The 22,954-nt window shown below is 72.4% G+C and carries 23 protein-coding genes and 1 pseudogene; 17 read left to right on the top strand and 7 right to left on the bottom strand.

Annotated features, from left to right (window positions below):
- Positions 1 to 1,116, top strand: a complete 1,116-nt coding sequence (alc, locus tag ACZ592_RS15290) for an allantoicase (protein WP_471582015.1) — start codon at positions 1 to 3, stop codon at positions 1,114 to 1,116.
- Between the two features lie 72 nt (positions 1,117 to 1,188).
- Here alc and ACZ592_RS15285 read toward each other — a convergent pair whose 3' ends face one another.
- Positions 1,189 to 1,929 (bottom strand): SDR family NAD(P)-dependent oxidoreductase, encoded by a 741-nt coding sequence (locus ACZ592_RS15285; protein WP_471582014.1) that lies wholly within the window; start codon positions 1,927 to 1,929, stop codon positions 1,189 to 1,191.
- Between the two features lie 311 nt (positions 1,930 to 2,240).
- Here ACZ592_RS15285 and ACZ592_RS15280 point away from each other — a divergent pair.
- Positions 2,241 to 2,381, top strand: a pseudogene (locus tag ACZ592_RS15280) (TetR family transcriptional regulator); the annotation flags it as partial.
- Positions 2,382 to 2,458: 77 nt separating this feature from the next.
- Here the strand turns inward: ACZ592_RS15280 and ACZ592_RS15275 are convergent.
- Positions 2,459 to 3,844, bottom strand: a complete 1,386-nt coding sequence (locus tag ACZ592_RS15275; RefSeq protein ID WP_471582013.1) for an AMP-binding protein — start codon at positions 3,842 to 3,844, stop codon at positions 2,459 to 2,461.
- A gap of 398 nt (positions 3,845 to 4,242) precedes the next feature.
- Between ACZ592_RS15275 and ACZ592_RS15270 the strand changes: the two genes are divergently transcribed.
- Positions 4,243 to 5,094 (top strand): DMT family transporter, encoded by an 852-nt coding sequence (locus ACZ592_RS15270; protein WP_471582453.1) that lies wholly within the window; start codon positions 4,243 to 4,245, stop codon positions 5,092 to 5,094.
- 150 nt (positions 5,095 to 5,244) lie between these two features.
- Positions 5,245 to 5,670, top strand: a complete 426-nt coding sequence (locus ACZ592_RS15265; RefSeq protein ID WP_471582012.1) for a ribonuclease — start codon at positions 5,245 to 5,247, stop codon at positions 5,668 to 5,670.
- 16 nt (positions 5,671 to 5,686) lie between these two features.
- Here ACZ592_RS15265 and ACZ592_RS15260 read toward each other — a convergent pair whose 3' ends face one another.
- Positions 5,687 to 5,896, bottom strand: a complete 210-nt coding sequence (locus ACZ592_RS15260) for a hypothetical protein (protein ID WP_471582011.1) — start codon at positions 5,894 to 5,896, stop codon at positions 5,687 to 5,689.
- 392 nt (positions 5,897 to 6,288) lie between these two features.
- Between ACZ592_RS15260 and ACZ592_RS15255 the strand changes: the two genes are divergently transcribed.
- The 4 genes from ACZ592_RS15255 to ACZ592_RS15240 all read left to right on the top strand — a co-directional run bounded on the left by ACZ592_RS15255 (position 6,289) and on the right by ACZ592_RS15240 (position 10,095).
- On the top strand, positions 6,289 to 7,524 hold the full coding sequence (locus tag ACZ592_RS15255) for a sensor histidine kinase (protein WP_471582452.1): 1,236 nt from the start codon (positions 6,289 to 6,291) through the stop codon (positions 7,522 to 7,524).
- Complete coding sequence (locus ACZ592_RS15250; RefSeq protein WP_471582010.1) at positions 7,521 to 8,192, top strand: response regulator; 672 nt, start codon at positions 7,521 to 7,523, stop codon at positions 8,190 to 8,192. Before ACZ592_RS15255 ends, ACZ592_RS15250 begins: the two co-directional genes overlap by 4 nt.
- A 103-nt stretch (positions 8,193 to 8,295) precedes the next feature.
- Positions 8,296 to 9,501, top strand: a complete 1,206-nt coding sequence (locus ACZ592_RS15245; protein ID WP_471582009.1) for a cytochrome P450 family protein — start codon at positions 8,296 to 8,298, stop codon at positions 9,499 to 9,501.
- A 201-nt stretch (positions 9,502 to 9,702) separates the two neighbouring features.
- A complete protein-coding gene (locus ACZ592_RS15240) occupies positions 9,703 to 10,095 on the top strand; it encodes a PaaI family thioesterase (protein WP_471582451.1) in 393 nt (130 codons plus the stop codon).
- Positions 10,096 to 10,150: 55 nt separating this feature from the next.
- Here the strand turns inward: ACZ592_RS15240 and ACZ592_RS15235 are convergent, their stop codons facing one another.
- Entirely contained in the window at positions 10,151 to 11,152 is a 1,002-nt protein-coding gene (locus ACZ592_RS15235) for a Gfo/Idh/MocA family protein (RefSeq protein WP_471582008.1), read from the bottom strand.
- A 133-nt stretch (positions 11,153 to 11,285) separates the two neighbouring features.
- Between ACZ592_RS15235 and ACZ592_RS15230 the strand changes: the two genes are divergently transcribed.
- The 8 genes from ACZ592_RS15230 to ACZ592_RS15195 all read left to right on the top strand — a co-directional run bounded on the left by ACZ592_RS15230 (position 11,286) and on the right by ACZ592_RS15195 (position 19,505).
- On the top strand, positions 11,286 to 12,044 hold the full coding sequence (locus tag ACZ592_RS15230; protein ID WP_471582450.1) for a GntR family transcriptional regulator: 759 nt from the start codon (positions 11,286 to 11,288) through the stop codon (positions 12,042 to 12,044).
- 152 nt (positions 12,045 to 12,196) lie between these two features.
- The gene (locus ACZ592_RS15225; RefSeq protein ID WP_471582007.1) at positions 12,197 to 13,195 is read left to right on the top strand and encodes a sugar ABC transporter substrate-binding protein; all 999 of its coding nucleotides are present in this window, start codon (positions 12,197 to 12,199) and stop codon (positions 13,193 to 13,195) included.
- Between the two features lie 95 nt (positions 13,196 to 13,290).
- Complete coding sequence (locus ACZ592_RS15220; protein WP_471582006.1) at positions 13,291 to 14,310, top strand: sugar ABC transporter substrate-binding protein; 1,020 nt, start codon at positions 13,291 to 13,293, stop codon at positions 14,308 to 14,310.
- Complete coding sequence (locus tag ACZ592_RS15215) at positions 14,307 to 15,362, top strand: ABC transporter permease (RefSeq protein ID WP_471582005.1); 1,056 nt, start codon at positions 14,307 to 14,309, stop codon at positions 15,360 to 15,362. Before ACZ592_RS15220 ends, ACZ592_RS15215 begins: the two co-directional genes overlap by 4 nt.
- Positions 15,359 to 16,189 (top strand): ATP-binding cassette domain-containing protein, encoded by an 831-nt coding sequence (locus ACZ592_RS15210; RefSeq protein WP_471582004.1) that lies wholly within the window; start codon positions 15,359 to 15,361, stop codon positions 16,187 to 16,189. The genes ACZ592_RS15215 and ACZ592_RS15210 overlap by 4 nt, the downstream gene beginning before the upstream one ends.
- Positions 16,190 to 16,400: 211 nt before the next feature.
- Positions 16,401 to 17,558, top strand: coding sequence for an ROK family glucokinase (locus tag ACZ592_RS15205; RefSeq protein ID WP_471582003.1), 1,158 nt, complete (start codon positions 16,401 to 16,403; stop codon positions 17,556 to 17,558).
- Complete coding sequence (locus tag ACZ592_RS15200; RefSeq protein ID WP_471582002.1) at positions 17,559 to 18,161, top strand: sugar kinase; 603 nt, start codon at positions 17,559 to 17,561, stop codon at positions 18,159 to 18,161.
- A gap of 72 nt (positions 18,162 to 18,233) precedes the next feature.
- Positions 18,234 to 19,505, top strand: coding sequence for a sulfite oxidase (locus tag ACZ592_RS15195; RefSeq protein ID WP_471582001.1), 1,272 nt, complete (start codon positions 18,234 to 18,236; stop codon positions 19,503 to 19,505).
- Between the two features lie 49 nt (positions 19,506 to 19,554).
- Here ACZ592_RS15195 and ACZ592_RS15190 read toward each other — a convergent pair whose 3' ends face one another.
- Positions 19,555 to 20,508 (bottom strand): ornithine cyclodeaminase family protein, encoded by a 954-nt coding sequence (locus ACZ592_RS15190; RefSeq protein ID WP_471582000.1) that lies wholly within the window; start codon positions 20,506 to 20,508, stop codon positions 19,555 to 19,557.
- Positions 20,509 to 20,732: 224 nt separating this feature from the next.
- Here ACZ592_RS15190 and ACZ592_RS15185 point away from each other — a divergent pair, with 224 nt between their 5' ends.
- Complete coding sequence (locus ACZ592_RS15185; protein WP_471581999.1) at positions 20,733 to 21,557, top strand: SAM-dependent methyltransferase; 825 nt, start codon at positions 20,733 to 20,735, stop codon at positions 21,555 to 21,557.
- 76 nt (positions 21,558 to 21,633) lie between these two features.
- On the opposite strand, the gene ACZ592_RS15180 is transcribed toward ACZ592_RS15185, so the two are convergent.
- The gene (locus ACZ592_RS15180) at positions 21,634 to 22,530 is read right to left on the bottom strand and encodes a helix-turn-helix domain-containing protein (RefSeq protein WP_471581998.1); all 897 of its coding nucleotides are present in this window, start codon (positions 22,528 to 22,530) and stop codon (positions 21,634 to 21,636) included.
- 82 nt (positions 22,531 to 22,612) lie between these two features.
- On the bottom strand, positions 22,613 to 22,855 hold the full coding sequence (locus ACZ592_RS15175; RefSeq protein ID WP_471581997.1) for a DUF397 domain-containing protein: 243 nt from the start codon (positions 22,853 to 22,855) through the stop codon (positions 22,613 to 22,615).
- Positions 22,856 to 22,954: the final 99 nt, after the last annotated feature.

Raw genomic sequence — 22,954 nt, 5'->3', positions numbered from 1 at the left:
GTGACGGCGATACCTTCCTTCACCGGCGACGCCAGCCCCTACGGCGGCGGCGAGCCCTTTGCCGACTACCGCACGGCCGACTTCCCCTTCACCCAGTACGCCAACCTCGCCGACCGGCAGCTCGGCGCTGGTGTCATCGCCGCCAACGACGAGTTCTTCGCGATGCGTGAGAACCTCCTCCTGCCGCACGACGCCGTCTTCGACCCCGAGCACTTCGGGCACAAGGGCAAGGTCATGGACGGCTGGGAGACCCGCCGTCGGCGCGGCGTGTCCGGCGAGCACCCGTGGCCGACCGAGGACGACCACGACTGGGCGCTCGTCCGGCTCGGCGCCCCGGGCGTCGTGCGTGGCATCGTCATCGACACCGCCCACTTCCGCGGCAACTACCCGCAGGCGATCTCCGTGGAGGGCACGAGCGTCGACGGCGCCCCGACCCCCGAGGAGCTCCTCGCGGACGACGTGAAGTGGACGACCCTCGTACCGCGCACGGCGGTCGGCGGCCACGCGGCCAACGGCTTCGCCGTCGACGTCGAGCAGCGCTTCACGCACCTGCGCGTCAACCAGCACCCGGACGGCGGCATCGCCCGCCTGCGCGTGTACGGCGAGGTCGTCGCCGACCCCAAGTGGCTCGAGGCGCTCGGCGCGTTCGACGTCGTCGCCCTGGAGAACGGCGGCCAGGTCGAGGACGCCTCCGACCGCTTCTACTCCCCGGCCACCAACACCATCCAGCCGGGCCGCTCCCGCAAGATGGACGACGGCTGGGAGACCCGCCGCCGCCGCGACAACGGCAACGACTGGATCCGCTACCGGCTCGTCCAGCAGGCCGAGGTCCGCGTCGTCGAGATCGACACCGCCTACCTCAAGGGCAACTCGGCGGGCTGGGCGTCCCTCTCCGTCCGTGACGGCGAGAGCGGCGAGTGGGTCCAGGCGCTGCCGCGCACCCGGCTGCAGCCCGACACCAACCACCGCTTCGTCCTCGACGCGCCGGTCGTCGGCACGCACGTGCGCGTCGACATCTTCCCGGACGGCGGCATCTCCCGGCTGCGCCTGTTCGGTTCGCTGACCGAGGACGGCGCGGCCAAGCTGGCGGCCCGCCACCAGGAGCTGGGCGGCTGATCCGCCCCCGCAGAACGTGGGGCGCACCGGGTGGACAGCCCCGGTGCGCCCCGCACCCAATCCCGCGCCGCGCTACGCCGAGTGGCCGCCGTCCACGGTGAGTTCGGCGCCGGTGAGGTATGCGGCGTCCTCGCCGGCCAGGTAGTTGACCAGCGACGCCACCTCGTGGGCCGAACCGAACCTGCCCAGCGCGGTGTTGCTCCGCTGCGGCTCCGCGAACGGGCCGTCCGCCGGGTTCAGATCCGTGTCGACCGGGCCCGGGTGGACCAGGTTGACGGTGATGCGGCGCCCGCCGAGCTCGTGCGCGAGGGCCTTGGTCATCCCCGTGAGCGCCGACTTGCTCAGCGCGTACAGGGTGCCGCCGGGACCGCCCGCGTACCGGGTCAGGGCCGTGCCGATGGAGACGATCCGGCCGCCGTCGCGCAGCAGCCCGGCGGCCGCCTGCGAGGCGAGGTAGACCGAGCGCACGTTGACGGCGAGCACCCGGTCGACGTCGGCGAGCGTCAGGCCGCCGATGGGGCCGAGTACGCCGATGCCCGCGTTGTTGACCAGGATGTCCAGGCCGCTCAGGTCGTCGGCCACGCGCGCCACGGCACCCGCCGCGTCTCCGGCGTCGGCCGCGTCCGCCCGGATGGCGAAGCCGCGGCGCCCCATCGACTCGATCTTCGCGACGACCTCACGTGCCGTGTCCTCGTTCCGCACGTAGGTGATCGCCACGTCGGCGCCCTCCGTGGCCAGGCGCAGCGCGATCGCCGCGCCGATGCCACGGCTGCCGCCGGTGACCAGTGCCGTCTTGCCGGTGAGAGAAGACATGTCCGAACCTCTTCCGAATGACTTCAAGCGATATCTGTCGGTATCCGCCGCAGTGGGCGAGAAGTACTTGCGGGTTCAATGGAACGCGCTCGGAAGGGGGCGGGCTGGCGGCGATCGGACACGTATCTCCGGTGGCCACTGACGGCTCAGGGGTGTGCCGTTGCCAGGCGGGCCGCACGGCGGACGGCACCGGGACGGGGATCTCGTGGGCCGTGCCGGTCTCGCGGAGGGGCAGCAGGCCCGTGAGCGATCAGCGCCGGCGTCGGGCCGGGGAAGCCGGCCAGGAACCGCGCCGAGGCCTGCGGGTCACGGACGGCGTCGAACCGGGGCTTCTCACCGCGGTGTTCCGGGCGTCCCTGTCCGGCGTGGCGACCCTGACCCGGTCGGGACGGCTGCCGCGGGCGGACGCGGAGGCGCGGGTGGAACTGCTGGTGCACCGGCTCGCCGTGGTGGGACACGCCGTCCCCGACGGTGACACGCCACACTCGGCGGTCGGCGTCACCCGCGAGCCCCCGTCGGCCCGGTGGGGCTACGCGCCGGGCGGGGCGTCCTCGTCGACGCGGCCGGTCACCACGACGTCGCCGTCGGGGGTGCGCCGCGCGAGGGTGCCGGTGCGCAAGTAGCCGTCGGGGGTGTAGGCGCGCGCGGTGCGCTCGGGTGCCCGGTAGTAGCCGCGCGGGATGTACGGGCCGCGGGCGAGGAGTTCGCCGGGCTCGCCGTCCGGCACGTCCTTGCCGTCGGCGTCGACGACGCGGATCTCGTCGTCGGGCGAGAGGGGGCGGCCCTGCGCGCTCAGCACGGTCTCGACCGGATCGGCGGGCCGGGTGAGAGTGAGCGCGCCCTCGGTCGTGCCGTGGACGTGTTGCAGGCGGCAGCCCAGTTCGGCGCCCAGGCGCTCGGCGACCGCCCGCTCCGACGGAGCGCCGCCGATCTGCACCAGACGCAGACTGGTCAGATCGCACCGGACCGTGGCGAGCGCGTCGAGCCAGCGCCGTGCGGCGTCGGGCGCCAGTGACGTGAGGGTGACCCGCTCCCGTTCGACGGCCGTGAGGCACGCGGCGGCCTCAGCGGTCCCAGCGGGACCGGAGTCCGTGGCGAGGACGACCGTGCCGCCGACGGAGAGGGTGCCGACGATGCCCGGACAGCCGAAGGCGAAGTTGGACTCGACGGGCTGCGCGGCGAGATACACGTCGTCCTCGGTGAGCGACAGCAACTCGGCGGCGGCCCGAACCTGATAGGCGTAGTCGTTGTGGGTGCGGGGCACCAGCAAGGACTCCGTGCTGTCGTCGCCGGCGAGCAGGAAGAACGCCACCCGGTCGGCGCTCTGCGCGAGCGCACGCTCCGGCGGGGCGTCGATCGAGCCCAGCGGGAAGTAGTGGCAGCCCGCCGAGTCGGCCGTGAGGCCGCCGTACGGGGACGAGGTGCCCGGCGGTTCGAAGGTGAACACCCGCCGCAGGAACGGCGCGCGGGCCGCGATGTCCGCGGCCATCGCCGTGTGATCGAAGCCCTCGTGCGTCGAGGGGCCGACGTAGCCGACGGCCTGGGAGATCCGCACGAGCCCGGACACCTCGGGCGTGCGGTGCGCGACAGGGCAGAACACGGGAACCGCGCCGGCGCGCATCAGGGCGAACACGGTGACGACGAACTCGGGGACGTTCGGGAGTTGGACGACGACCCGCCCGCCGGGCCGCAGTCCGCGCAGCCGGAATCCGGCTGCCATGCGGTCCACACGGCGGTTCAGGGCCGCGTACGTGAGGCGCGCCCCGCCGTGCACGAGCGCGGTCCGCGGCCCGTGCCGCAGGGCCCAGTCGCGCAGCAGGTCGTCCAGCGTGATGCCCCGCCAGTGCCCGGCCGCCCAGTAGCGGTCGGCGAACGTCTCGGGCCAGGGCGTGCGGCCGTCGGGCATGGCGGTCATTCACTTCCTTGAGAAGGCGGGGTTCTGCGGACGCGGCTTTGAGGAGGACGCGGTTTTGGGGGTGAGGTTTTGGGGTGCGGTTTTGAGCGGGGGTGCTCGGGGGCGGTGGGTCCGGCCAGTCCAGACCGGTCGCGCCCGCGTACGCAATGCGCTGTCCCGACCAACGGCGTCGGGCCCCCTCGGCGGATAGTCCAACGCACCCACCTGACCAGGGAGGACGGTCGGCCCGCGAACGGGACGGCGGCAGGCATTCCCGGCGCGATCTTCGCCGGATACGGTGTGCGCTCCGCGTGCGAGCCGCCGAAGCCTCCACCTCGTCCCGACCGTGGGAGACCGCGCCCCGTGACGACGCTTGCCGCCCCGCCCCACCCGCCCCGCGCCGCGCCTGGCTCACCGATCTGCCCGTGCTGCTCGTCGCCGCGGTCTGGGGCGCCGGCTATCTCGCCGCGAAGGGGATCATCACGACCCACACGGTCGTCGCCGTGCCCGTGCTCTGCTTCGGAGTGGTCCTGCCCGCGCTCGTCGCGGCGGGCCTGCGTCCGCTGCGCGCGCCGACCGGGGCGCAGCGGCGCGGCGCCGGGATCCTCGGGCTGATCCTCGCCGCGATCTTCCTCCTGGAGACGTACGGGGTCGTCCACACCTCGGCGACCGACGCGGGGCTCATCATCAGCCTCACCATGATCTTCACGCCGCTCGCGGAGGCCGCGCTGGGGCGGACCGGACCGCCGCGCGCGTTCCTCGCGGCGGCCGGGCCCGCCGTGCTCGGCGTGGTCCTGCTGACCCGGGGCGGCGGGTTCACCCGGCCCTCCCTCGGGGATCTCCTGATCCTCCTCGCGGCGCCGGCCCGCACCGCCCACGTCCTGACGATGTCCCGCATGAAGGCCGTGCGGGGCGCCGACTCGCTCTCCCTCACCACAGTCCAACTGGGCTCCGCGGTCGCGGTCTTCGCGCTGCTCGCCGCGGCCGGCATGGGGAAGGCGCCGTGGTCCGTCGCCGCGGGCTTCGGGGCGCGGGAGTGGGCGGGACTGCTCTTCCTTTCGGTCTGCTGCACGCTGTTCGCCTTCTTCGTACAGATGCGGGCAGTACGAAGGTCCTCACCCTGCCGGGTGAGTCTCCTGCTGGGCACGGAACCGCTGTGGGCGGCGGCCGTCGGCATCGCGAGCGGCGGCGAACGGCTGGGTGTGCCGGGGCTGGTGGGTGGCGTGCTGGTCCTGGTGGGGGCCGAGTGGGGGCGTCGGACAGCCGCTTGAGGGGCGGAGTGCGGCGGAGTGCGGCGGAGCGGGGCGGGGCGGTGACGGGCCGTCCACCGGGTGGCCGGACGGCGGCGGCTGGTTAACTCCCGGAAAACTTCACGAACTTGACGTTGACACGCCAACCTCTACGCGCGTCACACTGGTGCCATGCGAATCCCCCCACGAATCGTGAGCATCACCGCCCTCGCCGCCGCCCTCCTGGTCGGCGGCCCCGTCGCGGCCACCGCGAGCGCCGCGCCCGCCGCCCCCGTCGTGCACTCCGCCTCCGTCGCGCACTCCGTCGCCGCGGTCGGCGACATCTGCCTCTCCGCGCTGCCGGCCGAGGCGCACGACACGCTCGACCTGATCGACAAGGGCGGCCCCTACCCGTTCCCGCAGGACGGCACCGTCTTCCAGAACCGTGAGGGTGAGCTGCCCCAGCAGGGCTCCGGCTACTACCACGAGTACACGGTCATCACGCCGGGCTCGGACGACCGCGGCGCCCGCCGCATCGTCACCGGTGACAAGGCCCAGGAGGACTACTACACCGCCGACCACTACGCCTCGTTCGACCTGGTCGACCACGGCTGCTGAGCCCTCCACGCACAGGTCAGCCCTGTCGCTGCCGGCTCCGCGCGGCGGCGAACAGGGCGACCGCCAGCACGAGCATCGCCACGCTCGCGTAGGTCTCGTACCCGTCGAGGAAGGCCAGGCGCTGCACCAGGCCCCAGCCGCGCAGCTCACCGGTGAGCCGGTGGACCAGGCCGACCGCGCCCTGGAACAACAGGAACACGCCGAGAAACTCCAGTAGCTGCTTCATGCCGGAGATCCTCGACCCGCGCCTTCTCCGCGGGCATCCGCCGCGGGGCGAGGATCCTGCCGGGGGACAGTCCGAAAGTCGGCGACCTGCGTGACTTTGGTCGACGATCACGCGTGCGACGCGTCCACGGCCGACCCGGGTGCGTAGATTTGTCGACCATGAGCGGCACTGATCCCACGCGGCGATCCCGGCCCGACCGGGTGGGCGAGCCCGGTCCTGAGGCGGATCCCGGTCCTGAGGTGCAGCCCGGTCCTGAGTCGGATCCCGGTCCTGAGGCGCAGCCCGGTCCGGAGGCGGAGCCCGGCTCTGAGGTCGAGCCTCAGGCGGTGACCGAGCCTCGCCCGGCCGCCGAGCCCCGCGCCGTCACCGGCCCCCGCCCGCACCCCCACCCGGTGACCGAACCCGTCGGTGACCCCCTGGCCAAGAGCCCCTGGACGCTGCCCTCCGCGCTCGCGCGGGAGTTCGACCCGAGCCGTGCCGGGCGCAGGCCCCGGCGGACCGTACGTGACTGGCTCACCGACTTCAGCTGCTTCGGGGCCGCCGTCCTCATCGGGATGATCGGCGCCGACGCGGTGACTTCCAACCCGCACCTCTCCCAGGGGTACGCCGAGTTCGACCAGGTGCTCGGGGCGCTCGCCTGCGGCGCGGTCTGGCTGCGCAGGCGCTGGCCCGTCGGCCTCGCCCTCGTGATGGTGCCGGTGTCCGTGGCCTCCGACACGGCGGGCGGCGCGGCGGCGGTGGCCCTCTTCACCCTCGCCGTGCACCGGCCCTTCCGGTACGTCGCCTGGATCGGCGGGGCCTCGATCGCGGCCGTCCCCCTCACGTACTGGCTGCGCCCCGACCCGTCCATGTCCTACGGACTGGCCATCGCCTTCGGCGTGGTGATGACCGCGGCGATCGTCGGCTGGGGCATGTTCGTGCGCTCCCGCCGCGAACTGCTGCTCAGCCTGCGCGACCGTGCCCTCCGCGCCGAGAACGAGGCGGCCCTCCGTGCCCAGCAGGCCCAGCGGCTCGCCCGCGAGGACATCGCCCGCGAGATGCACGACGTGCTCGCGCACCGCCTCACCCTGCTCAGCGTCCACGCGGGAGCCCTGGAGTTCCGCCCGGACGCACCCCGCGAGGCCATCGCCCGGGCGGCCGGTGTGATCCGGGAGAGCTCCCACGAGGCCCTCCAGGACCTCCGCCAGGTGATCGGCGTCCTGCGCGGCGGCGAGACGGACGCCTCCGGCCGTCCCCAGCCCACTCTCACGGCCCTGGACACGCTGGCCGCCGAGTCCCGCGACGCGGGCATGAAGGTCGTCCTCGACAACCGCGTCGCCGACCCCGAGGCCGTGCCCGCCGCCCTCGGCCGCACCGCCTACCGCATCGCCCAGGAAGGCCTGACCAATGCCCGCAAACACGCTCCCGGCGCCGAGGTGACGGTGCTCGTCACGGGCGCGCCGGGCGAGGGCCTGACCCTGTCCGTCCAGAACCCCGCACCACCCGGCGACGTGCCCGATGTGCCCGGCTCGGGCCAGGGCCTGATCGGGCTCGCCGAGCGGGCCACGCTCGCCGGCGGCAGGATCGGCCACGGCCCTGGGCCCGGCGGGGGCTTCCACCTGGAGGCGTGGCTACCGTGGGCGTCATGAAACCGATCAAGCTGCTGCTCGTCGACGACGATCCACTGGTGCGCGCCGGGCTCTCGTTCATGCTCGGCGGTGCGGACGACATCGAGATCGTGGGCGAGGCGGGCGACGGCACACAGGTCGCCCCGCTGGTCGGCGAACTCCGGCCCGACGTCGTCCTGATGGACATCCGGATGCCCACGATGGACGGTCTCGCCGCCACGGAGGCCCTGCGCAGGCGGCCCGACGCCCCCGAGGTCATCGTCCTCACCACCTTCCACGCCGACGAGCAGGTCCTGCGCGCCCTGCGCGCGGGCGCGGCCGGGTTCGTCCTCAAGGACACCGCGCCGGGCGAGATCGTCGCGGCGGTGCGTGCCGTGGCCGCGGGCGAGCCGGTGCTCTCGCCGACGGTGACCCAGCAGCTGATCACGCAGGTGACCGGCGTCGACCCCCAACTGGACCGCAGGCGCCGAGCGCTGGACCGGCTCGCGACGCTGGGGGAGCGGGAGCGGGAGGTGGCCGTCGCGGTCGGCCGCGGCGGATCCAACGCGGACATCGCCTCCGAACTGTTCCTGAGCGTCGCCACGGTCAAGGCGCACGTCTCCCGGGTCCTGACGAAGCTGGACCTCAACAACCGGGTGCAGATCGCCCTCCTGGCGCACGACGCGGGGCTCCTGGACGAGAACGGCTGACGCCTGGAAGAGGGCGGCGCGACGGACTCACGCGCCAGAATGGCCGAGGGGAACTGATCGCCCCGACCGGCACGTTGGTCACGTGAGCATCGGAGGAGCCCTCATGGCGGAGAGCATCGACCTGGAGACGTACGGCACGCGGTTCAGGGACGACCCGCACTCCGTCTACGCGGACCTCCGCGCCCTCGGGCCCGTCCACCGCGTCCGTCTGCCGCCGCCGGAGGACATCGGCGACACCTATCTGGTCGTGGGGTACGAGGAGTGCAGGTCCGCGCTCGTCGATCCCCGTTTCGCCAAGTCGGCGGCGGCCGCGGGCTTCGCCTTCCACGAGGAGGCGCTGATCGGCACGCACCTGCTGATAGCCGATCCGCCCCACCACACGCGGCTGCGCAAGCTCGTCACCCGGGAGTTCACCGGCCGTCGGGTCGAGGCCCTGCGGCCCCGCATCCAGCGCATCACCGACGACCTGCTCGACACGATGCTCCAGCAGGGAGACACGGCCCGCACGCGCCGGGGCGACCTGCTCGAAGCGCTGGCCTTCCCGCTGCCGATCACCGTCATCTGCGAGCTGCTCGGCGTCCCCGACATCGACCGCTCCGCCTTCCGCCGGATGTCGAACGGCGTCGTGGCATCACCGAACCAGGAGGCCGAGCGCGCCGCCTTCGAGGAACTGGCCGTCTACCTGACCGAGTTGGTCGAGGACAAGCGCGCATCGGCGCCCGGCGACGACCTGCTGAGCGCGCTGATCCGCACCACGGGCGACGAGGACGGCGACCGGCTCTCGCCCGCCGAGCTGCGCGCCATGGCCTTCGTGCTGCTGATCGCCGGACACGAGACGACGGTCAACCTGATCGCCAACGCCGTGCACGCCCTCTTCACCCACCCCGGCCAACTGGCCGAGCTGCGCGCCGACATGTCCCTCCTGGACGGAGCGATCGAGGAGGCGCTGCGCTTCGAGGGGCCGGTGGAGAGCGCCACGTACCGCTTCGCCACCGAGCCCACCGAGCTGGGCGGTCTCGTCATCCCCACCGGCGCCGTCGTCCGCATCGGCCTTGCCGCGGCCGACCGGGACCCCGCCCGCTTCCCCGAGCCCGACCGCTTCGACATCCGCCGCGCCCCGCAGGGCCACGTCGCCTTCGGGCACGGCCTGCACCACTGCCTGGGCGCGCCGCTGGCCCGGGTGGAGGCGCGGGTGGCGCTCGGCTCGCTCCTGGAGCGCTGCCCCGACCTCGCGCCGGACGGGCCGCCGGGGGAGTGGCTGCCGGGGACCCTGATCAGGGGGATGCGGCAGCTTCCCGTCCGGTGGTAGTAGTCGGTCATGACCGAGCCCTCGCCCGCGCAGCCGACCGAGCCCGCCGCCGGGCTCCCCGGATCCGCGCAGCCGACCGACCACCCTCCGACCGGCCAACTCCCGCCGGTGCCGCCTCAGTCCGTACAGCCGCAGCCCGTGCAGCAGCAGTCGGCCCCGTCGCCGTCCGATCCGCCGGCACCCGATCCCATCGACCACGGCATGGCCCAGAAGGTCCTGGACGCCCAGCCGTTCAGCCGTCTCGTCGGGGCCCGCATCACGTGGTTCGGTGAGGGCGCGGCGACGCTGGAGATCGCCGTCCGTGCGGAACTCCAGCAGCAGAACGGGTTCGTGCACGGCGGCGTGCTCGCCTACGCGGCCGACAACAGCATCACCTTCGCCGCCGGCACCACCCTGGGCCCCGCCGTGCTGACCTCGGGCTTCTCCATCCAGTACGTACGTCCCGCGACCGGCGTCCGGCTCGTGGCCCGCGCCGTCGTCGTCCACTCGGGCCGCCGTCAGGCGACGGTGCGCTGCGAGGTGCTCAGCGTGGGCGGCGAGGGCATGGAGACGCTGTGCGCCATCGCGCAGGGCACGGTGCTCGCCACGGGCTGAGGGGAGCGGCACGGGGGAGGGGCGAGGCGGGGTGGGATGCGGGCGGGATCCGGGTTCAGCCCTCGTCGACCTCCGTCAGCCGCACCGGCCGCCGCTCCCGCCGTGAGCGTTCGCACGCCTCCGCGATCCGCAGCGCGTGCAGCGCCTCCCGGCCGTCGCAGGGGTTCGCCCGCTCACCCCGCACGACCTCGACGAAGGCGGCGAGCTCCGCCTCGTACGCGGGAGCGAAGCGCTCCAGGAAACCGGTCCAGGGCTTGAGCGGGGCGGGCGGGCCCGCGGGCTCCACCGAGGTGAGGGGAGTGCGCTCGTCCGCGCCGACCGCCAACTGATCGCGCTCCCCGGCCAGTTCCATGCGGACGTCGTAACCCGCGCCGTTGCAGCGGGTCGCCGTCGCCGTGGCGAGCGTGCCGTCGTCGAGGGTGAGGACCGCGGCGGCCGTGTCCACGTCGCCCGCCTCGCGGAACATCGCGGGCCCCGCGTCCGAGCCGGTCGCGTACACCTCGACGACCTCGCGCCCCGTCACCCACCGCAGGACGTCGAAGTCGTGGACCAGGCAGTCGCGGTAGAGGCCGCCGGAGAGCGGCAGGTACGCGGCCGGGGGCGGGGCCGGGTCCGAGGTGATGGCCCGCACGGTGTGCAGCCGCCCGAGCCGGCCGGAGCGCACCGCCTCGCGCGCCGCCGCGTACCCCGCGTCGAAGCGCCGCTGGAAGCCGAGCTGCAGCACCGTCCCCGCGCCCTCGACGTCGTCGAGGGCGGCCAGCGTGCCGGGCAGGTCGAGGGCGATGGGCTTCTCGCAGAACACCGGGAGCCCGGCCCGGGCCGCCCGGCCGATGAGCTCGGCGTGCGCCGAGGTCGCCGCGGTGATCACCACGGCGTCCGGTCCCGCGGCGAACAGCTCGTCCACCGAGGCCGCCGTCGCCCCGGTGCGCGCCGCGAGGCCGGCCGCCCGCGCGGCGTCCGCGTCGGCGATGACCAGGGACGTCACCTCGGGCATGCGGCCGAGGACCGCAGAGTGAAATGTGCCGATGCGGCCCGTTCCGATCAGTCCGATGCGCATGGCTCCACCCTCGCGACGCCGGACCCTCCTGTCAATCCTTTGTCCGGACAACAGAACTTAAGAACTTCCCGTCATCTTCTCCTGGCACTACGCTCGCCCCGTGCCCAAACCAGTCGCCAAAGCAGCCCGGGACATGTCGGTCCAGGACCCCACCGTGGTCCTCCGGCTCGGCGTCGACCGCAGCAGCCCCGTCCCGCTCTACTTCCAGCTGGCCCAGCAGCTGGAAGCGGCGATCGAGCGCGGCGCCCTGACCCCCGGCAGCCTCCTCGGCAACGAGATCGAGCTCGCGGGCCGGCTCGGCCTGTCCCGCCCCACCGTCCGCCAGGCCATCCAGTCCCTCGTCGACAAGGGCCTGCTCGTGCGGCGCAGGGGCATCGGCACCCAGGTCGTGCACAGCCAGGTCAAGCGCCCCCTGGAGCTCAGCAGCCTCTACGACGACCTGGAGGCGGCGGGCCAGCGCCCCGAGACCCGGGTCCTGCGCAACACCCTGGAGCCCGCCTCCGCCGAGGTCGCCGCGGCCCTCGGGATCGGCGAGGGCGACGAGGTGCACCGCGTCGAGCGGCTCAGGCTCGCCCACGGCGAGCCCATGGCGCACCTGTGCAACCACCTGCCGACCGGCCTCCTCGACCTCGACAGCGCGCACCTGGAGGCCACCGGGCTCTACCGCCTGATGCGCGCCGCGGGCCATACCCTGCACAGCGCGCGCCAGTCCGTCGGCGCCCGCGCCGCCACCGCACAGGAGGGCGAACTGCTCGCCGAGCCGGCCGGTGCCCCGCTGCTCACGATGCGGCGCACGACCTTTGACGACACGGGCCGGGCGGTCGAGTTCGGCTCGCACGTCTACCGGGCCGCGCGCTACTCCTTCGAGTTCCAGCTCCTCGTGCGGCCGTAGCGCTCCCTGCGCGGCCCGAGGCTCCTCGTGCGGCCCAGGGCTCTCGTACGTTCGTAAGAATGTTCTGACAAATCCATTGACGCTCGCGCGCACCCGCCGCTAGAACTCCCCCAGCCGCACCGAGGCGGCCGGGAGAAGAGGGGTGGTCCACCATGCGCACATCCCGCACGGCGAGGGGCGTCACGGCCTGCGTGGCGGTGATCGCGCTCGCGGCCGGCTGCAGCGGCTCCGGCGGCAAGGACGACGAGGACTCCTCCGGCGACGGCGGGGGCGGCAAGGGCGTGAGCACGCCCCGCCTCAAGATCGCGATGATCACGCACTCCGGCGAGGGCGACACCTTCTGGGACATCGTGCGCGGCGGTGCCAAGCAGGCGGCCCGCAAGGACAACGTCGACTTCCTCTACGCCAACGACAAGGAGGCCAAGGAACAGGCCGAGCTCGTCCAGTCCTTCGTCGACAAGAAGGTCGACGGGATCGTCGTGACCCTGGCCAAGCCGGAGGCCATGCGGTCGGTGCTGGCCAAGGCGAAGGCGGCGGGGATCCCGGTCGTCACGATCAACTCGGGCGGCGAGTTCTCCGCGAGGTTCGGCGCGCTCGGCCACATAGGCCAGGACGAGTCGGTGGCGGGCGAGGCCGTCGGCGACGAACTCGACACGCGCGGCAGAAAGAAAGCCCTCTGCGTCATCCACGAACAGGGGAACGTCTCCCTCGAACAGCGCTGTGCCGGCGTCAAGAAGACCTTCGGCGGCACGGTGGAGAACCTGAACGTCGAGGGCACCAACGCGCCCGGCGCCCAGTCCTCCATCAGCGCGAAGCTCCAGGCCACGAAGGGCATCGACGCCGTCGTCACGCTCGGCGCGCCGATCGCCGCCCTCGCGGTCAAGGCCAAGGAGGACGCGGACAGCACGGCGGAGGTGGACACCTTCGACCTGAACGCCGAGGTCGTCAAGCGCCTCAAGGCCAAGGAGGTCGGCTTCGCCGTCGACCAGCAGCCCTACCTCCAGGGCTACCTCGCCGTCGACGAGCTGTGGCTCTACAAGACCAACGCCAACGTTCTGGGAGGCGGCAGGCCCGTCCTGACCGGACCCGCGATCGTGACCGGGAAGGATGTGCCGAAGCTGGAGAAGTACACCGCTCGCGGTACCCGATGAACACACGCGTGATCCGCGTGGTCGATACTTGGGCGGCTGGGGCCGGGGATCCGGACCGGCCGCACAGAGCAGTAGAGCTAGAAGGGCACGGCGTCGTGGCAAGGGTGAAGACAGGGGTACGTGCGGTGGGCGCCGTGCTGGTGGCGGTGCTCGGAGTGACCGCGGGACTGACCGGATGCAGCAGCACCGGCGGAAAGCGCGCGGAGGACGCCCGCAAGGCGGCGTCCGCGGGCGGGAAGGCCGCGGTGAACACGCCGCGCTGGACCTTCGGCATGGTGACCCACTCGGGCGACGGCGACACCTTCTGGGACATCGTCCAGAACGGTGCCAAGCAGGCCGCCGTCAAGGACAACATCAACTTCCTGTACGCCCACGACGACGAGGCCCAGCAGCAGGCCCAGCTCGTGGACTCCTACATCGACAAGAAGGTCGACGGGATCATCGTCACGCTGGCCAAGCCGGACGCGATGAAGGGCGCCCTGGCCCGCGCCGAGAAGGCCGGCATCCCGGTGATCACCGTGAACTCCGGCTCCGCGGAGTCCAAGAAGTTCGGCGCGCTCACCCACATCGGCCAGGACGAGACGATCGCGGGCGAGGCCGTCGGCGAGGAGCTCAACAAGCGCGGCAAGAAGAAGGCGCTCTGCATCCTGCACGAGCAGGGCAACGTCGGCCACGAGCAGCGCTGCGAGGGCGCCAAGAAGACCTTCGACGGCACGATGCAGAACCTGTACGTGACCGGCACCAACATGCCCGACGTGCAGTCTTCCATCGAGGCCAAGCTGCAGTCCGACAAGGCCGTCGACGCGGTCGTCACACTCGGCGCGCCCTTCGCGGACACCGCCGTCAAGGCCGCGGACAGCGCGGGCAGCAAGGCCAAGGTCGACACCTTCGACCTCAACGAGAAGGTCGCCGCCGGCCTGAAGTCCGGCTCCCTCGGCTTCGCCGTCGACCAGCAGCCCTACCTCCAGGGGTACGAGGCCGTCGACCTGCTGTGGCTCTACAAGTACAACGCCGACGTCCTCGGCGGCGGCAAGCCCGTCCTCACCGGACCGCAGATCGTCACCAAGGACCAGGCCGCCGAGCTGGAGGAATACGCGAAGCGAGGGACCCGATGATCGCGACAGCACCCGCGCCCGCCCCGGATGCCAAGGCCGACGAGCGCCTCGTCAAGGCATCGCCCCTGAAGAAGCTGATGGGCCGCCCCGAGCTCGGTTCGGTCGTCGGCGCCATCGCCGTCTTCATCTTCTTCGCGATCGTCGCGGACAGCTTCCTGCAGGCCAACAGCCTCGCGACGGTCCTGTACGCGGCCTCGACGCTCGGCATCATGGCGGTGCCGGTGGCGCTGCTGATGATCGGCGGCGAGTTCGACCTGTCGGCGGGCGTCCTCGTGACGACGTCCGCCCTCGTGTCGTCGATGTTCAGCTACCAGATGACGGCGAACGTCTGGGTCGGCGTCGGCGTCTCGCTCCTGGTCACCCTCGCCGTCGGCGTCTTCAACGGCGTGATGCTGACCCGCACCGACCCGCCGAGCTTCATCATCACGCTCGGCACGTTCCTGATGCTGACCGGCATGAACCTCGGCTTCACGAAGCTGATCAGCGGCACGGTCTCCACCAAGTCGATCTCCGACATGGAGGGCTTCTCCTCGGCCAAGGACGTCTTCGCCTCGGCCGTCACCATCGGCGGCGTCGACTTCAAGATCACCATCCTCTGGTGGCTCGGTCTGATCGCGATCGCCACCTGGATCCTGCTGCGCACCCGCGTCGGCAACTGGATCTTCGCGGTCGGCGGTGGCGAGGACGCGGCCCGTGCCGTCGGCGTCCCGGTCGCCAAGACCAAGATCGGCCTCTACATGGGCGTCGCGTTCGGCGCGTGGATCTCCGGCCAGCACCTGCTGTTCTCGTACGACACCGTGCAGTCGGGCGAGGGCGTCGGCAACGAACTGATCTACATCGTCGCGGCCGTCATCGGCGGCTGCCTCATCACCGGCGGTTACGGCTCCGCGGTCGGTGCGGCCGTCGGTGCGCTGATCTTCGGCATGGTCAGCAAGGGCATCGTGTTCGCGGAGTGGAACTCCGACTGGTTCAAGTTCTTCCTGGGCGTGATGTTGCTGCTGGCGACCCTGCTCAACCACTGGGTCCGCAAGCGCGCGGAGGCGACGAAATGATCTCGGACGTGACGAAGGACGACGCGGCCCCCGAGGGCGGGCGCACCCCGCTCGTCGAGCTCGACGACGTCAGTAAGTACTACGGCAACATCCGCGCCCTCGAAGGCGTCTCCCTGGAGGTGCACGCCGGCGAGATCTCCTGCGTGCTCGGCGACAACGGCGCGGGCAAGTCCACCCTCATCAAGATCATCGCGGGTCTGCACCGGCACGACTCCGGGAGCTTCACGATCGAGGGCGAGGAGACCCGGCTCGCCAACCCGCGCGAGGCGCTGGACCTCGGCATCGCCACGGTCTACCAGGACCTCGCGGTGGTCCCCCTGATGCCGGTCTGGCGGAACTTCTTCCTCGGCTCCGAGCCGACGAAGGGCGTGGGCCCCTTCCGCCGGATGGACGTCGACCTCATGCGCGAGACGACCCGCGCGGAACTGCTCCGCATGGGCATCGACCTGCGCGACGTGGACCAGCCCATCGGCACCCTCTCGGGCGGCGAGCGCCAGTGCGTGGCCATCGCGCGGGCCGTCCACTTCGGTGCGAAGGTCCTCGTCCTTGACGAGCCGACGGCCGCGCTCGGCGTGAAGCAGTCGGGCGTCGTCCTGAAGTACGTCGCCGCGGCGCGGGACGCGGGACTCGGCGTGGTCCTGATCACGCACAACCCGCACCACGCGTACCTGGTCGGCGACCGTTTCGTGCTCCTCAAGCGCGGCACGATGTTCGGCAGCTACGCCCGCGACGAGACGACCCTCGACGAACTGACCCGCCAGATGGCGGGCGGCTCCGAGCTGGACGACCTGCGCCACGAGCTGGAGGGCCGGGGCGCCCAGGAGTGACGTGAAGGGGCGCGGGGAACCGCGCGCCCAGCCCGAGAAGGGCCGCAGCCGCGTCTGCCGGGTCGCCCGACAGACGCGGCTGCGGCTTCTCTGCGGCCCGTCGCGCGGTTCCCCGTGCCCCTGAGGCCCCGGCCCCGGGCCACCCGGACGCCACTGCGGCCCCGGGGGCCCGTCGTGCGCGCCCCCGCGAGCGTGAGGCAGAATCGCCGCAATGAGCACCTACCGCGACCTCGCGCACCGCGGCTCCGCACGAGCCACCGTCCTGCGGACCGTGGGCACCCGCGAACGCCGATCGCACCTCACGGCGCCGCGCGTCAACACCGTCGGCATCGACATCGGCGGCACCAAGGTGATGGCGGGCGTCGTCGACCCCGACGGCAACATCCTGGAGACCCTGCGCACGGAGACCCCGGACAAGTCCAAGAGCCCCCGCGTCGTCGAGGACACCATCGTCGAGCTGGTCCTTGACCTCTCCGACCGGCACGACGTGCACGCGGTGGGCATCGGCGCGGCGGGCTGGGTGGACGCGGACCGCAACCGCGTGCTCTTCGCCCCCCACCTGTCCTGGCGCAACGAACCGCTGCGCGACCGCATCTCCGGCCGCCTCGCCGTCCCCGTCATGGTGGACAACGACGCGAACACGGCGGCCTGGGCGGAGTGGCGCTTCGGCGCGGGCCGCGGCGAGGACCACCTCGTGATGATCACCCTCGGGACGGGCATCGGCGGCGCGATCCTGGAGGACGGCCAGGTCAAGCGCGGCAAGTTCGGGGTGGCCGGCGAGTTCGGGCACATGCAGGTCGTCCCCGGCGGGCACCGCTGCCCGTGCGGCAACCGGGGCTGCTGGGAGCAGTACAGCTCCGGCAACGCCCTGGTCCGTGAGGCTCGCGAGCTCGCCGCCGCCGACTCCCCGGTCGCGTACGGGATCATCGAGCGCGTCAAGGGCAACGTCCCCGACATCACCGGGCCGCTCATCACCGAGCTGGCCCGCGAGGGCGACGCCATGTGCGTCGAACTCCTCCAGGACATCGGCCAGTGGCTGGGCGTCGGCATCGCCAACCTCGCCGCCGCGCTCGACCCCTCCTGCTTCGTGATCGGCGGCGGCGTCTCGGCCGCCGACGACCTCCTGATCGGCCCGGCCCGCGACGCCTTCCGCCGCCACCTGACCGGCCGCGGCTACCGCCCCGAGGCCCGCATCGCCCGCGCCCAGCTCGGCCCCGAGGCCGGCATGGTCGGTGCCGCCGACCTGGCCCGGCTGGTCGCCCGCCGCTTCCGCCGCGCCAACCGCCGCCGCGTGGAGCGCTACGAACGCTATGAGCGCTACGCCGAGGCGCGCCGCACCGACGACCGCACCTCCCAGGGAACCCAGTAGATGACCGTGCCCCGCCAGCCCTCCTCCCCGGACCTCCCCGGCGCCCCCGAACCACCGCGCCGCGGCGGGGGCAAGACGGAGGACCGCAGCCACATGATCCGCCGCCGCTGGCTGACGGCGATCATCATCGTGCTGCTCATCGGCGTGCCCGCCGGCTACCTGGTGATCTCCGCGAACCAGAGCCGCAACAGCGGCCGCGACAAGGAGGACAAGTACTCCGCGACGGGCCTCACCGCGGGCTGGCCCTCCAAGGTCCAGCGCCGCCTGTACGACGTGCCGGTCCCGGCGTACTCGGAGGAGGTCGCCTACTACGAGACGAACAACTGGCGCACCAGCCGCCTCTACGTCCAGTTCCTCACCAGCAACAAGGGCCTCAACAAGTTCCTCAAGCGGGTCGGCACCTCCGAGGGTGAGCTGGAGCCGAACGACATCACCATCAGCAAGCGCGACCGGAAGGTCGTCGGCTGGGAGTTCACGGGCCCCGGCCCCTGGTCGGGCCTCACCCACGAGCAGAAGGACCCGACGCCGACGCTGGACATCGTCGTGGACCGCTCGAACACGCAGCACCCGATGGTCTACGTGGTGTCGTCGACGACCCCCTGAACCTTTTTGCCCGCATGTGAAGATCAAGGCGATCCCGGAGCGGCCCGCCGTCCGGCCTTCTAGCGTGTGGCCATGACAAAGAATCCGGAATCGGAGTCGGCGTACGACCGGCACAGACTCGACCAGTGGTTGGCCGGTGAGGCCCGCGCCGAGGGGGTGGGCCGCCGCGACCTGCTGGGCCTCCTCGCCGCCGCGGGCCTCGTCTCGGCGATGCCCGTCGCCCTGTCGGCGGCGGAGGCGGGGGCGGCGGAGGCGGCGGGGGACGGCATCGTCAAGCCGCTGCCGCCGGAGCGGTTCATCATCCACGGCACGAACGCGGAGACCCGCTTCGAAGCCCTCGCGGACACCGGCCACACCACGCCCGTCTCGCACTTCTTCGTCCGCAACCACACGACGACGCCCCGCATCGACGCGGCGACCTGGCGGCTGAACGTCTGGGGGGACGGACTGGCGGGCGGCGCGCGGCAGTTCACCCTCGCGGACCTCAAGCGCATGCCTGCGGTGACGCGCACGGCGTTCGTCGAATGCGCGGGCAACGCCAGGAACTTCTTCACGACCCAGCAGCACCAGCCGGCCACCGGCACCCCGTGGACCACGGGCGCGATCGGCACCGCACGCTGGCGCGGCGTGCGCCTTGCCGACGTCCTGCGCAAGGCGGGCCTCTCCCGCCGGGCGGTGGACGTGATGCCGCGCGGCCTCGACGACGAGTACGTCACGGCCAACGGCACGAACTACGGCCGCGTCCGCCGCCCCATGCCCGTCTCCAAGGCACTCGACGACGTCCTCCTCGCCTACGAGATGAACGGCGCGCCCCTGCCGCCCGACCACGGCCACCCCGTCCGCGTCCTCGCCCCGTCCTGGGTCGGCATCTCCTCGATCAAGTGGGTCGGCGACATCGAGGTCTCTGCCGTGCCCCTCTTCTCGCCCTGGAACACCGAGTTCTACCGGCTCTACGGCGACGCCTACCCGCCCGAGGGCAGCGCCCCGCTCACCCGCCAGACCCTGAAGTCGGCCTTCGAGCTCCCGTGGAACGCCAACCTGTCCGCGCAGACCCGGCACCGGCTCACCGGCCGCGCCTGGTCGGCATCGGGCGCGATCACCCGGGTCGAGGTCAGCACGGACGGCGGCGGATCCTGGCGGCGGGCGCGGCTCCACGACGCCTCGCACCGGGGCTCGTGGACCCGCTGGTCGGTGCCCTGGACACCCGACAAGCCGGGCCCCGCCGAACTCCTCTCCCGCGCCACGGACACCACCGGCCGCACCCAGCCGGAGACGACGGTGCCCAACACCCAGGGGTACCTGTTCGACGCGGTGATCCGGCACGCGGTGACGGTGGAGGCCTGAGGCACTCACCCGGGACCCCCCAGTCACTCACCCGGCGGGCCCGAGGCACTCACCCGGCGGCCGTCCACCCTTCGTACGCGGCGGCCGCCACCGTCAGGTCCTCCCAGGCCATCCCCGCCGACTTGAAGAGCCGCGGCCGGTCCTCCGCGACCTTCACCTCGCCCCTGACCAGGGCGTCCAGGGTGTGCAGCCCCGCCATCGCGAAGGTTCCCTGCGCGGCGGCGAGGACGAGGTCGCCGCACTCGCGCTCCGCCACCGCGCGGGACTCCGCCACCACCGTGGCGCGGCCCACCAGCGGGGCGTCGACCTCGCGGGCGTCCGGCTCGTGGGAGCCGACCGCGGCGACCGTCGCGTGGTCGGGGAGCAGGGAGCCGTCGAAGAGGGGCTCGCGCGCCGTGGTGCAGCAGCAGACGATGTCGGCCCGCGCCGCGGCCTCCGGCGTCGCCACGGCAGCCGAGAGGCCCGCGGCGCGGCAACGGTCGACGAAGGCGGCCACCCGGCCCGCGTCGCGCGCCACCACGTCGACGTGGCGCAGGGCCGGTCGCACCGCCCGCACCGCCTCGACGTGCCCCCACGCCTGCGGGCCCGACCCGAAGACGAGCAGCCGCTCGGCTTCCGTGACCGCCAGGTGCCGGAGCGCGACCCCGGACACCGCGGGAGTGCGCAGCGATGTCAGCGCGATGCCGTCCAGGAGGGCGAGCGGCGTGTGGGTCACCCCGTCCAGGAGGAGGTACAGGCCCTGGATGCGGGGCAGGCCCCGGTCGGCGTTGCCCGGCGTGACCGTGGCGACCTTCACGCCGGTGTACGAGGCCGTGGCCGACGGCATCAGGAGGAGCTGGCCGCCGGGGACGTCCACGACGGAGCGGGGCGGTTCGGCCGCCGGATCGAACCCGGCGGCCAGCACGGCCTCCAGCGCGTCGACGGCGGTGGACATCGGGACGTGACGGGCCATGGTGGCGGCGTCGAGGTGGGGCGGGGCGGGGGTCGGGTGCGGCGCGCTCATACGGTTCCTCGTGGTGCGGGCGATGTGGATCCGACGTGGATCTGTCGGGGACTCCCTACCCGCTTCCACGGGTGACAGCGACCGTCCAGTGCCTGATGTGCCCGACGTGCCCGACGTGCCCGACGCGCCTGAGTGCCTGACGTGCCTGGAACCGGTGGCCAGGGCCCGCTCCACCCCGATACGTTGTGCGGTGTCGTGCCCGCCTCCCGTCGGGAGATGCCCCCGTGAGCGAAGACGCCGTGCCCCGGCCGGGGAGCCCCCTCGACCCCGCCGTCGACATCACCGTGCCGCACTCGCCGCGGATCTGGAACTACTGGCTCGGCGGCAAGGACCACTACCAGGTCGATCGCGCGGTCGGCGACGAGTTCGTCCAGGTGTATCCGGACATCGTGCCGATCGCCCGGCATTCACGTGCCTTCCTGAGCAGGGCGGTCACGCACCTCGCGGGCGAGCGGGGGATCCGCCAGTTCCTCGACGTCGGCACCGGACTGCCCACGCTCGACAACACGCATGAGGTGGCCCAGCGCACGGCTCCCGAGGCGCGGATCGTCTACGTGGACAACGACCCGATGGTCCTGGCCCACGCCCGGGCGCTGCTGACGTCCAGCGCGGAAGGGGCCACCCGGTACGTGGACGCGGATCTGCGCGATCCCGACGGCATCGTGGCGAGCGCGAGCCGGCTGCTGGACTTCGAGCGCCCCATCGCCCTGATCCTGCTCAATGTGCTGGGGCACGTGGAGGACACCGCCGAGGCCGTCTCCCTCGTGCGGCGGCTGACCCGCGCCCTGCCGGCGGGCAGCTACCTGGTCTCGGCCGACGGGACGAACGTGATCACCGGCGATGCCTTCGAGCACGCCATCTCCCTCTGGAACCAGGTCGGCCGGCCGACCTACCACCTGCGCCGCCCCGAGCAGCTGGCGCTCTTCTACGAGGGGCTGGAGCTGCTGGAGCCGGGCGTCGTGTCGTGCTCCCGGTGGCGCCCGCCGGAGAATCCTTTCGGCGAGCCCGCGGAGGTCGACGAGTTCGGCGCGGTCGCGCGCAAACCCTGAGGCACGCGCAACGTGTGAAGCGCACGCCATCCCTGAGGCCCATCCCTGAGGCGCCGTCGCGGGCCGGCCGGCTCCGTCAGTCGAGCAACTGCTCCAGGAAGCGGACGCTGGCCACCGCGTCGGGTGCCGCGGTGCACACCCGGTCCATCACCAGCATGTAGTTCTCGACGTCCGAGCGCTTGTCCAAGTACAGGGCGCTGGTGAGCTGTTCGAGATAGACGATGTCCGGCAGGTCGGGTTCCAGGAAGCGCAGGATCGTCACCGGGCCGCCGACGGCGGTCGCCGCACCCGCTTCGAGCGGCGCCACCTGCACGGTGACGTTGGGCAGTTGGGACATCTCGATGAGGTGACGTATCTGCTCCTGCATCACCGCGTGGCCGCCCATGGGGCGGCGCACCGCCGCCTCGTCCACCACGAACCACAGCTTCGGGCCGCCGGGCTGGGTGATCAACTGCTGTCGGCGCAGACGCACTTCGACCTTCCTGGCGATGTCGCGCAGGGATCCCTGGGCCTCGCCGAGACTCGCCACGGCCGTCGCGTAGGCCGGTGTCTGCAGCAGGCCGGGCACGAACTGCACCTGGTAGCTGCGGATCACGGACGCGGCTTCCTCGAGGCCGAGGATGGTCTCCAGCCAACTGGGCACCACATCGCCGTACTGCTGCCACCAACCAGGGGTGCCCGCGCGCTTCGCCAGGCCGATGTACCCGGCGCGCTCGTCCGGATCGAGGACGCCGTAGAGCGTCAGGAGGTCGGCGACGTCACGCTCCTTCTGCGCCACCCGCCCCAGTTCCAGCCGGCTGATCTTCGCGTGCGAACCGCGGATCGCGTCACCGGCTGCTTCCCGGGTGATGCCCCGGCTCTCGCGCAGCCTGCGCAACTGGGTGCCGAGCACGATGCGCAGGACGGTCGGGCCGCCTCGCCGCTGCCCGAGGGACTCCCCGATCCGCGGAACACCTTCTGCTGGAGGGGACATCGCGCCGCCTCGCCCTCCCCGTGACCCGCTCGTCCGTCGGCTCAGTGTTGCACCGGGCCCGTTCGTCTGTACAGCAATTCCGTCAGCTTCTGGGCAGTTCCAGATCGTCGAAATCCCCGTTCTTGGCACCCCGGATGAAGGCCGCGATTTCCGCCTTGGTGTAGATGAGCGCAGGCCCGGCGGGGAAGCGGGAGTTGCGTACCGCGACGTGTTCGTCCGCCAGGACGGCGAGCTCCACGCATTCCCCGTTCGGATTGCTGTGACCGCTCTTGCGCCAGCTGACTCCGAGAATGTTCACGGCAGGAATGCCGTTGTCATATTCCATGTCGCAGTTGTGCCGAGTCTGCATATGGGCTCCCTGACCTGGCCCCGAGCCCGCACCTGGCGGGGCAGGCTACTCCGGATGCACGTGCACCTGCACGTG

The organism is Streptomyces sp. NPDC040622, assembly GCF_055593965.1.
This window is presented reverse-complemented; position numbering and strand designations above follow the sequence as displayed.

What these genes read in the sequence shown, in the direction of transcription:
- ACZ592_RS15210 (WP_471582004.1), top strand. Translation starts at nt 15,359, where the DNA reads ATGATCTCGGACGTGACGAAGGACGACGCGGCCCCCGAGGGCGGGCGC.
- ACZ592_RS15265 (WP_471582012.1), top strand. Translation starts at nt 5,245, where the DNA reads ATGCGAATCCCCCCACGAATCGTGAGCATCACCGCCCTCGCCGCCGCC.
- ACZ592_RS15180 (WP_471581998.1), bottom strand. Translation starts at nt 22,530, where the DNA reads ATGTCCCCTCCAGCAGAAGGTGTTCCGCGGATCGGGGAGTCCCTCGGG.
- ACZ592_RS15285 (WP_471582014.1), bottom strand. Translation starts at nt 1,929, where the DNA reads ATGTCTTCTCTCACCGGCAAGACGGCACTGGTCACCGGCGGCAGCCGT.
- ACZ592_RS15260 (WP_471582011.1), bottom strand. Translation starts at nt 5,896, where the DNA reads ATGAAGCAGCTACTGGAGTTTCTCGGCGTGTTCCTGTTGTTCCAGGGC.
- ACZ592_RS15195 (WP_471582001.1), top strand. Translation starts at nt 18,234, where the DNA reads ATGACAAAGAATCCGGAATCGGAGTCGGCGTACGACCGGCACAGACTC.
- ACZ592_RS15275 (WP_471582013.1), bottom strand. Translation starts at nt 3,844, where the DNA reads ATGACCGCCATGCCCGACGGCCGCACGCCCTGGCCCGAGACGTTCGCC.
- ACZ592_RS15205 (WP_471582003.1), top strand. Translation starts at nt 16,401, where the DNA reads ATGAGCACCTACCGCGACCTCGCGCACCGCGGCTCCGCACGAGCCACC.
- ACZ592_RS15175 (WP_471581997.1), bottom strand. Translation starts at nt 22,855, where the DNA reads ATGGAATATGACAACGGCATTCCTGCCGTGAACATTCTCGGAGTCAGC.
- ACZ592_RS15230 (WP_471582450.1), top strand. Translation starts at nt 11,286, where the DNA reads ATGTCGGTCCAGGACCCCACCGTGGTCCTCCGGCTCGGCGTCGACCGC.
- ACZ592_RS15215 (WP_471582005.1), top strand. Translation starts at nt 14,307, where the DNA reads ATGATCGCGACAGCACCCGCGCCCGCCCCGGATGCCAAGGCCGACGAG.
- ACZ592_RS15225 (WP_471582007.1), top strand. Translation starts at nt 12,197, where the DNA reads ATGCGCACATCCCGCACGGCGAGGGGCGTCACGGCCTGCGTGGCGGTG.
- ACZ592_RS15250 (WP_471582010.1), top strand. Translation starts at nt 7,521, where the DNA reads ATGAAACCGATCAAGCTGCTGCTCGTCGACGACGATCCACTGGTGCGC.
- ACZ592_RS15240 (WP_471582451.1), top strand. Translation starts at nt 9,703, where the DNA reads ATGGCCCAGAAGGTCCTGGACGCCCAGCCGTTCAGCCGTCTCGTCGGG.
- ACZ592_RS15190 (WP_471582000.1), bottom strand. Translation starts at nt 20,508, where the DNA reads ATGAGCGCGCCGCACCCGACCCCCGCCCCGCCCCACCTCGACGCCGCC.
- ACZ592_RS15235 (WP_471582008.1), bottom strand. Translation starts at nt 11,152, where the DNA reads ATGCGCATCGGACTGATCGGAACGGGCCGCATCGGCACATTTCACTCT.
- ACZ592_RS15245 (WP_471582009.1), top strand. Translation starts at nt 8,296, where the DNA reads ATGGCGGAGAGCATCGACCTGGAGACGTACGGCACGCGGTTCAGGGAC.
- ACZ592_RS15200 (WP_471582002.1), top strand. Translation starts at nt 17,559, where the DNA reads ATGACCGTGCCCCGCCAGCCCTCCTCCCCGGACCTCCCCGGCGCCCCC.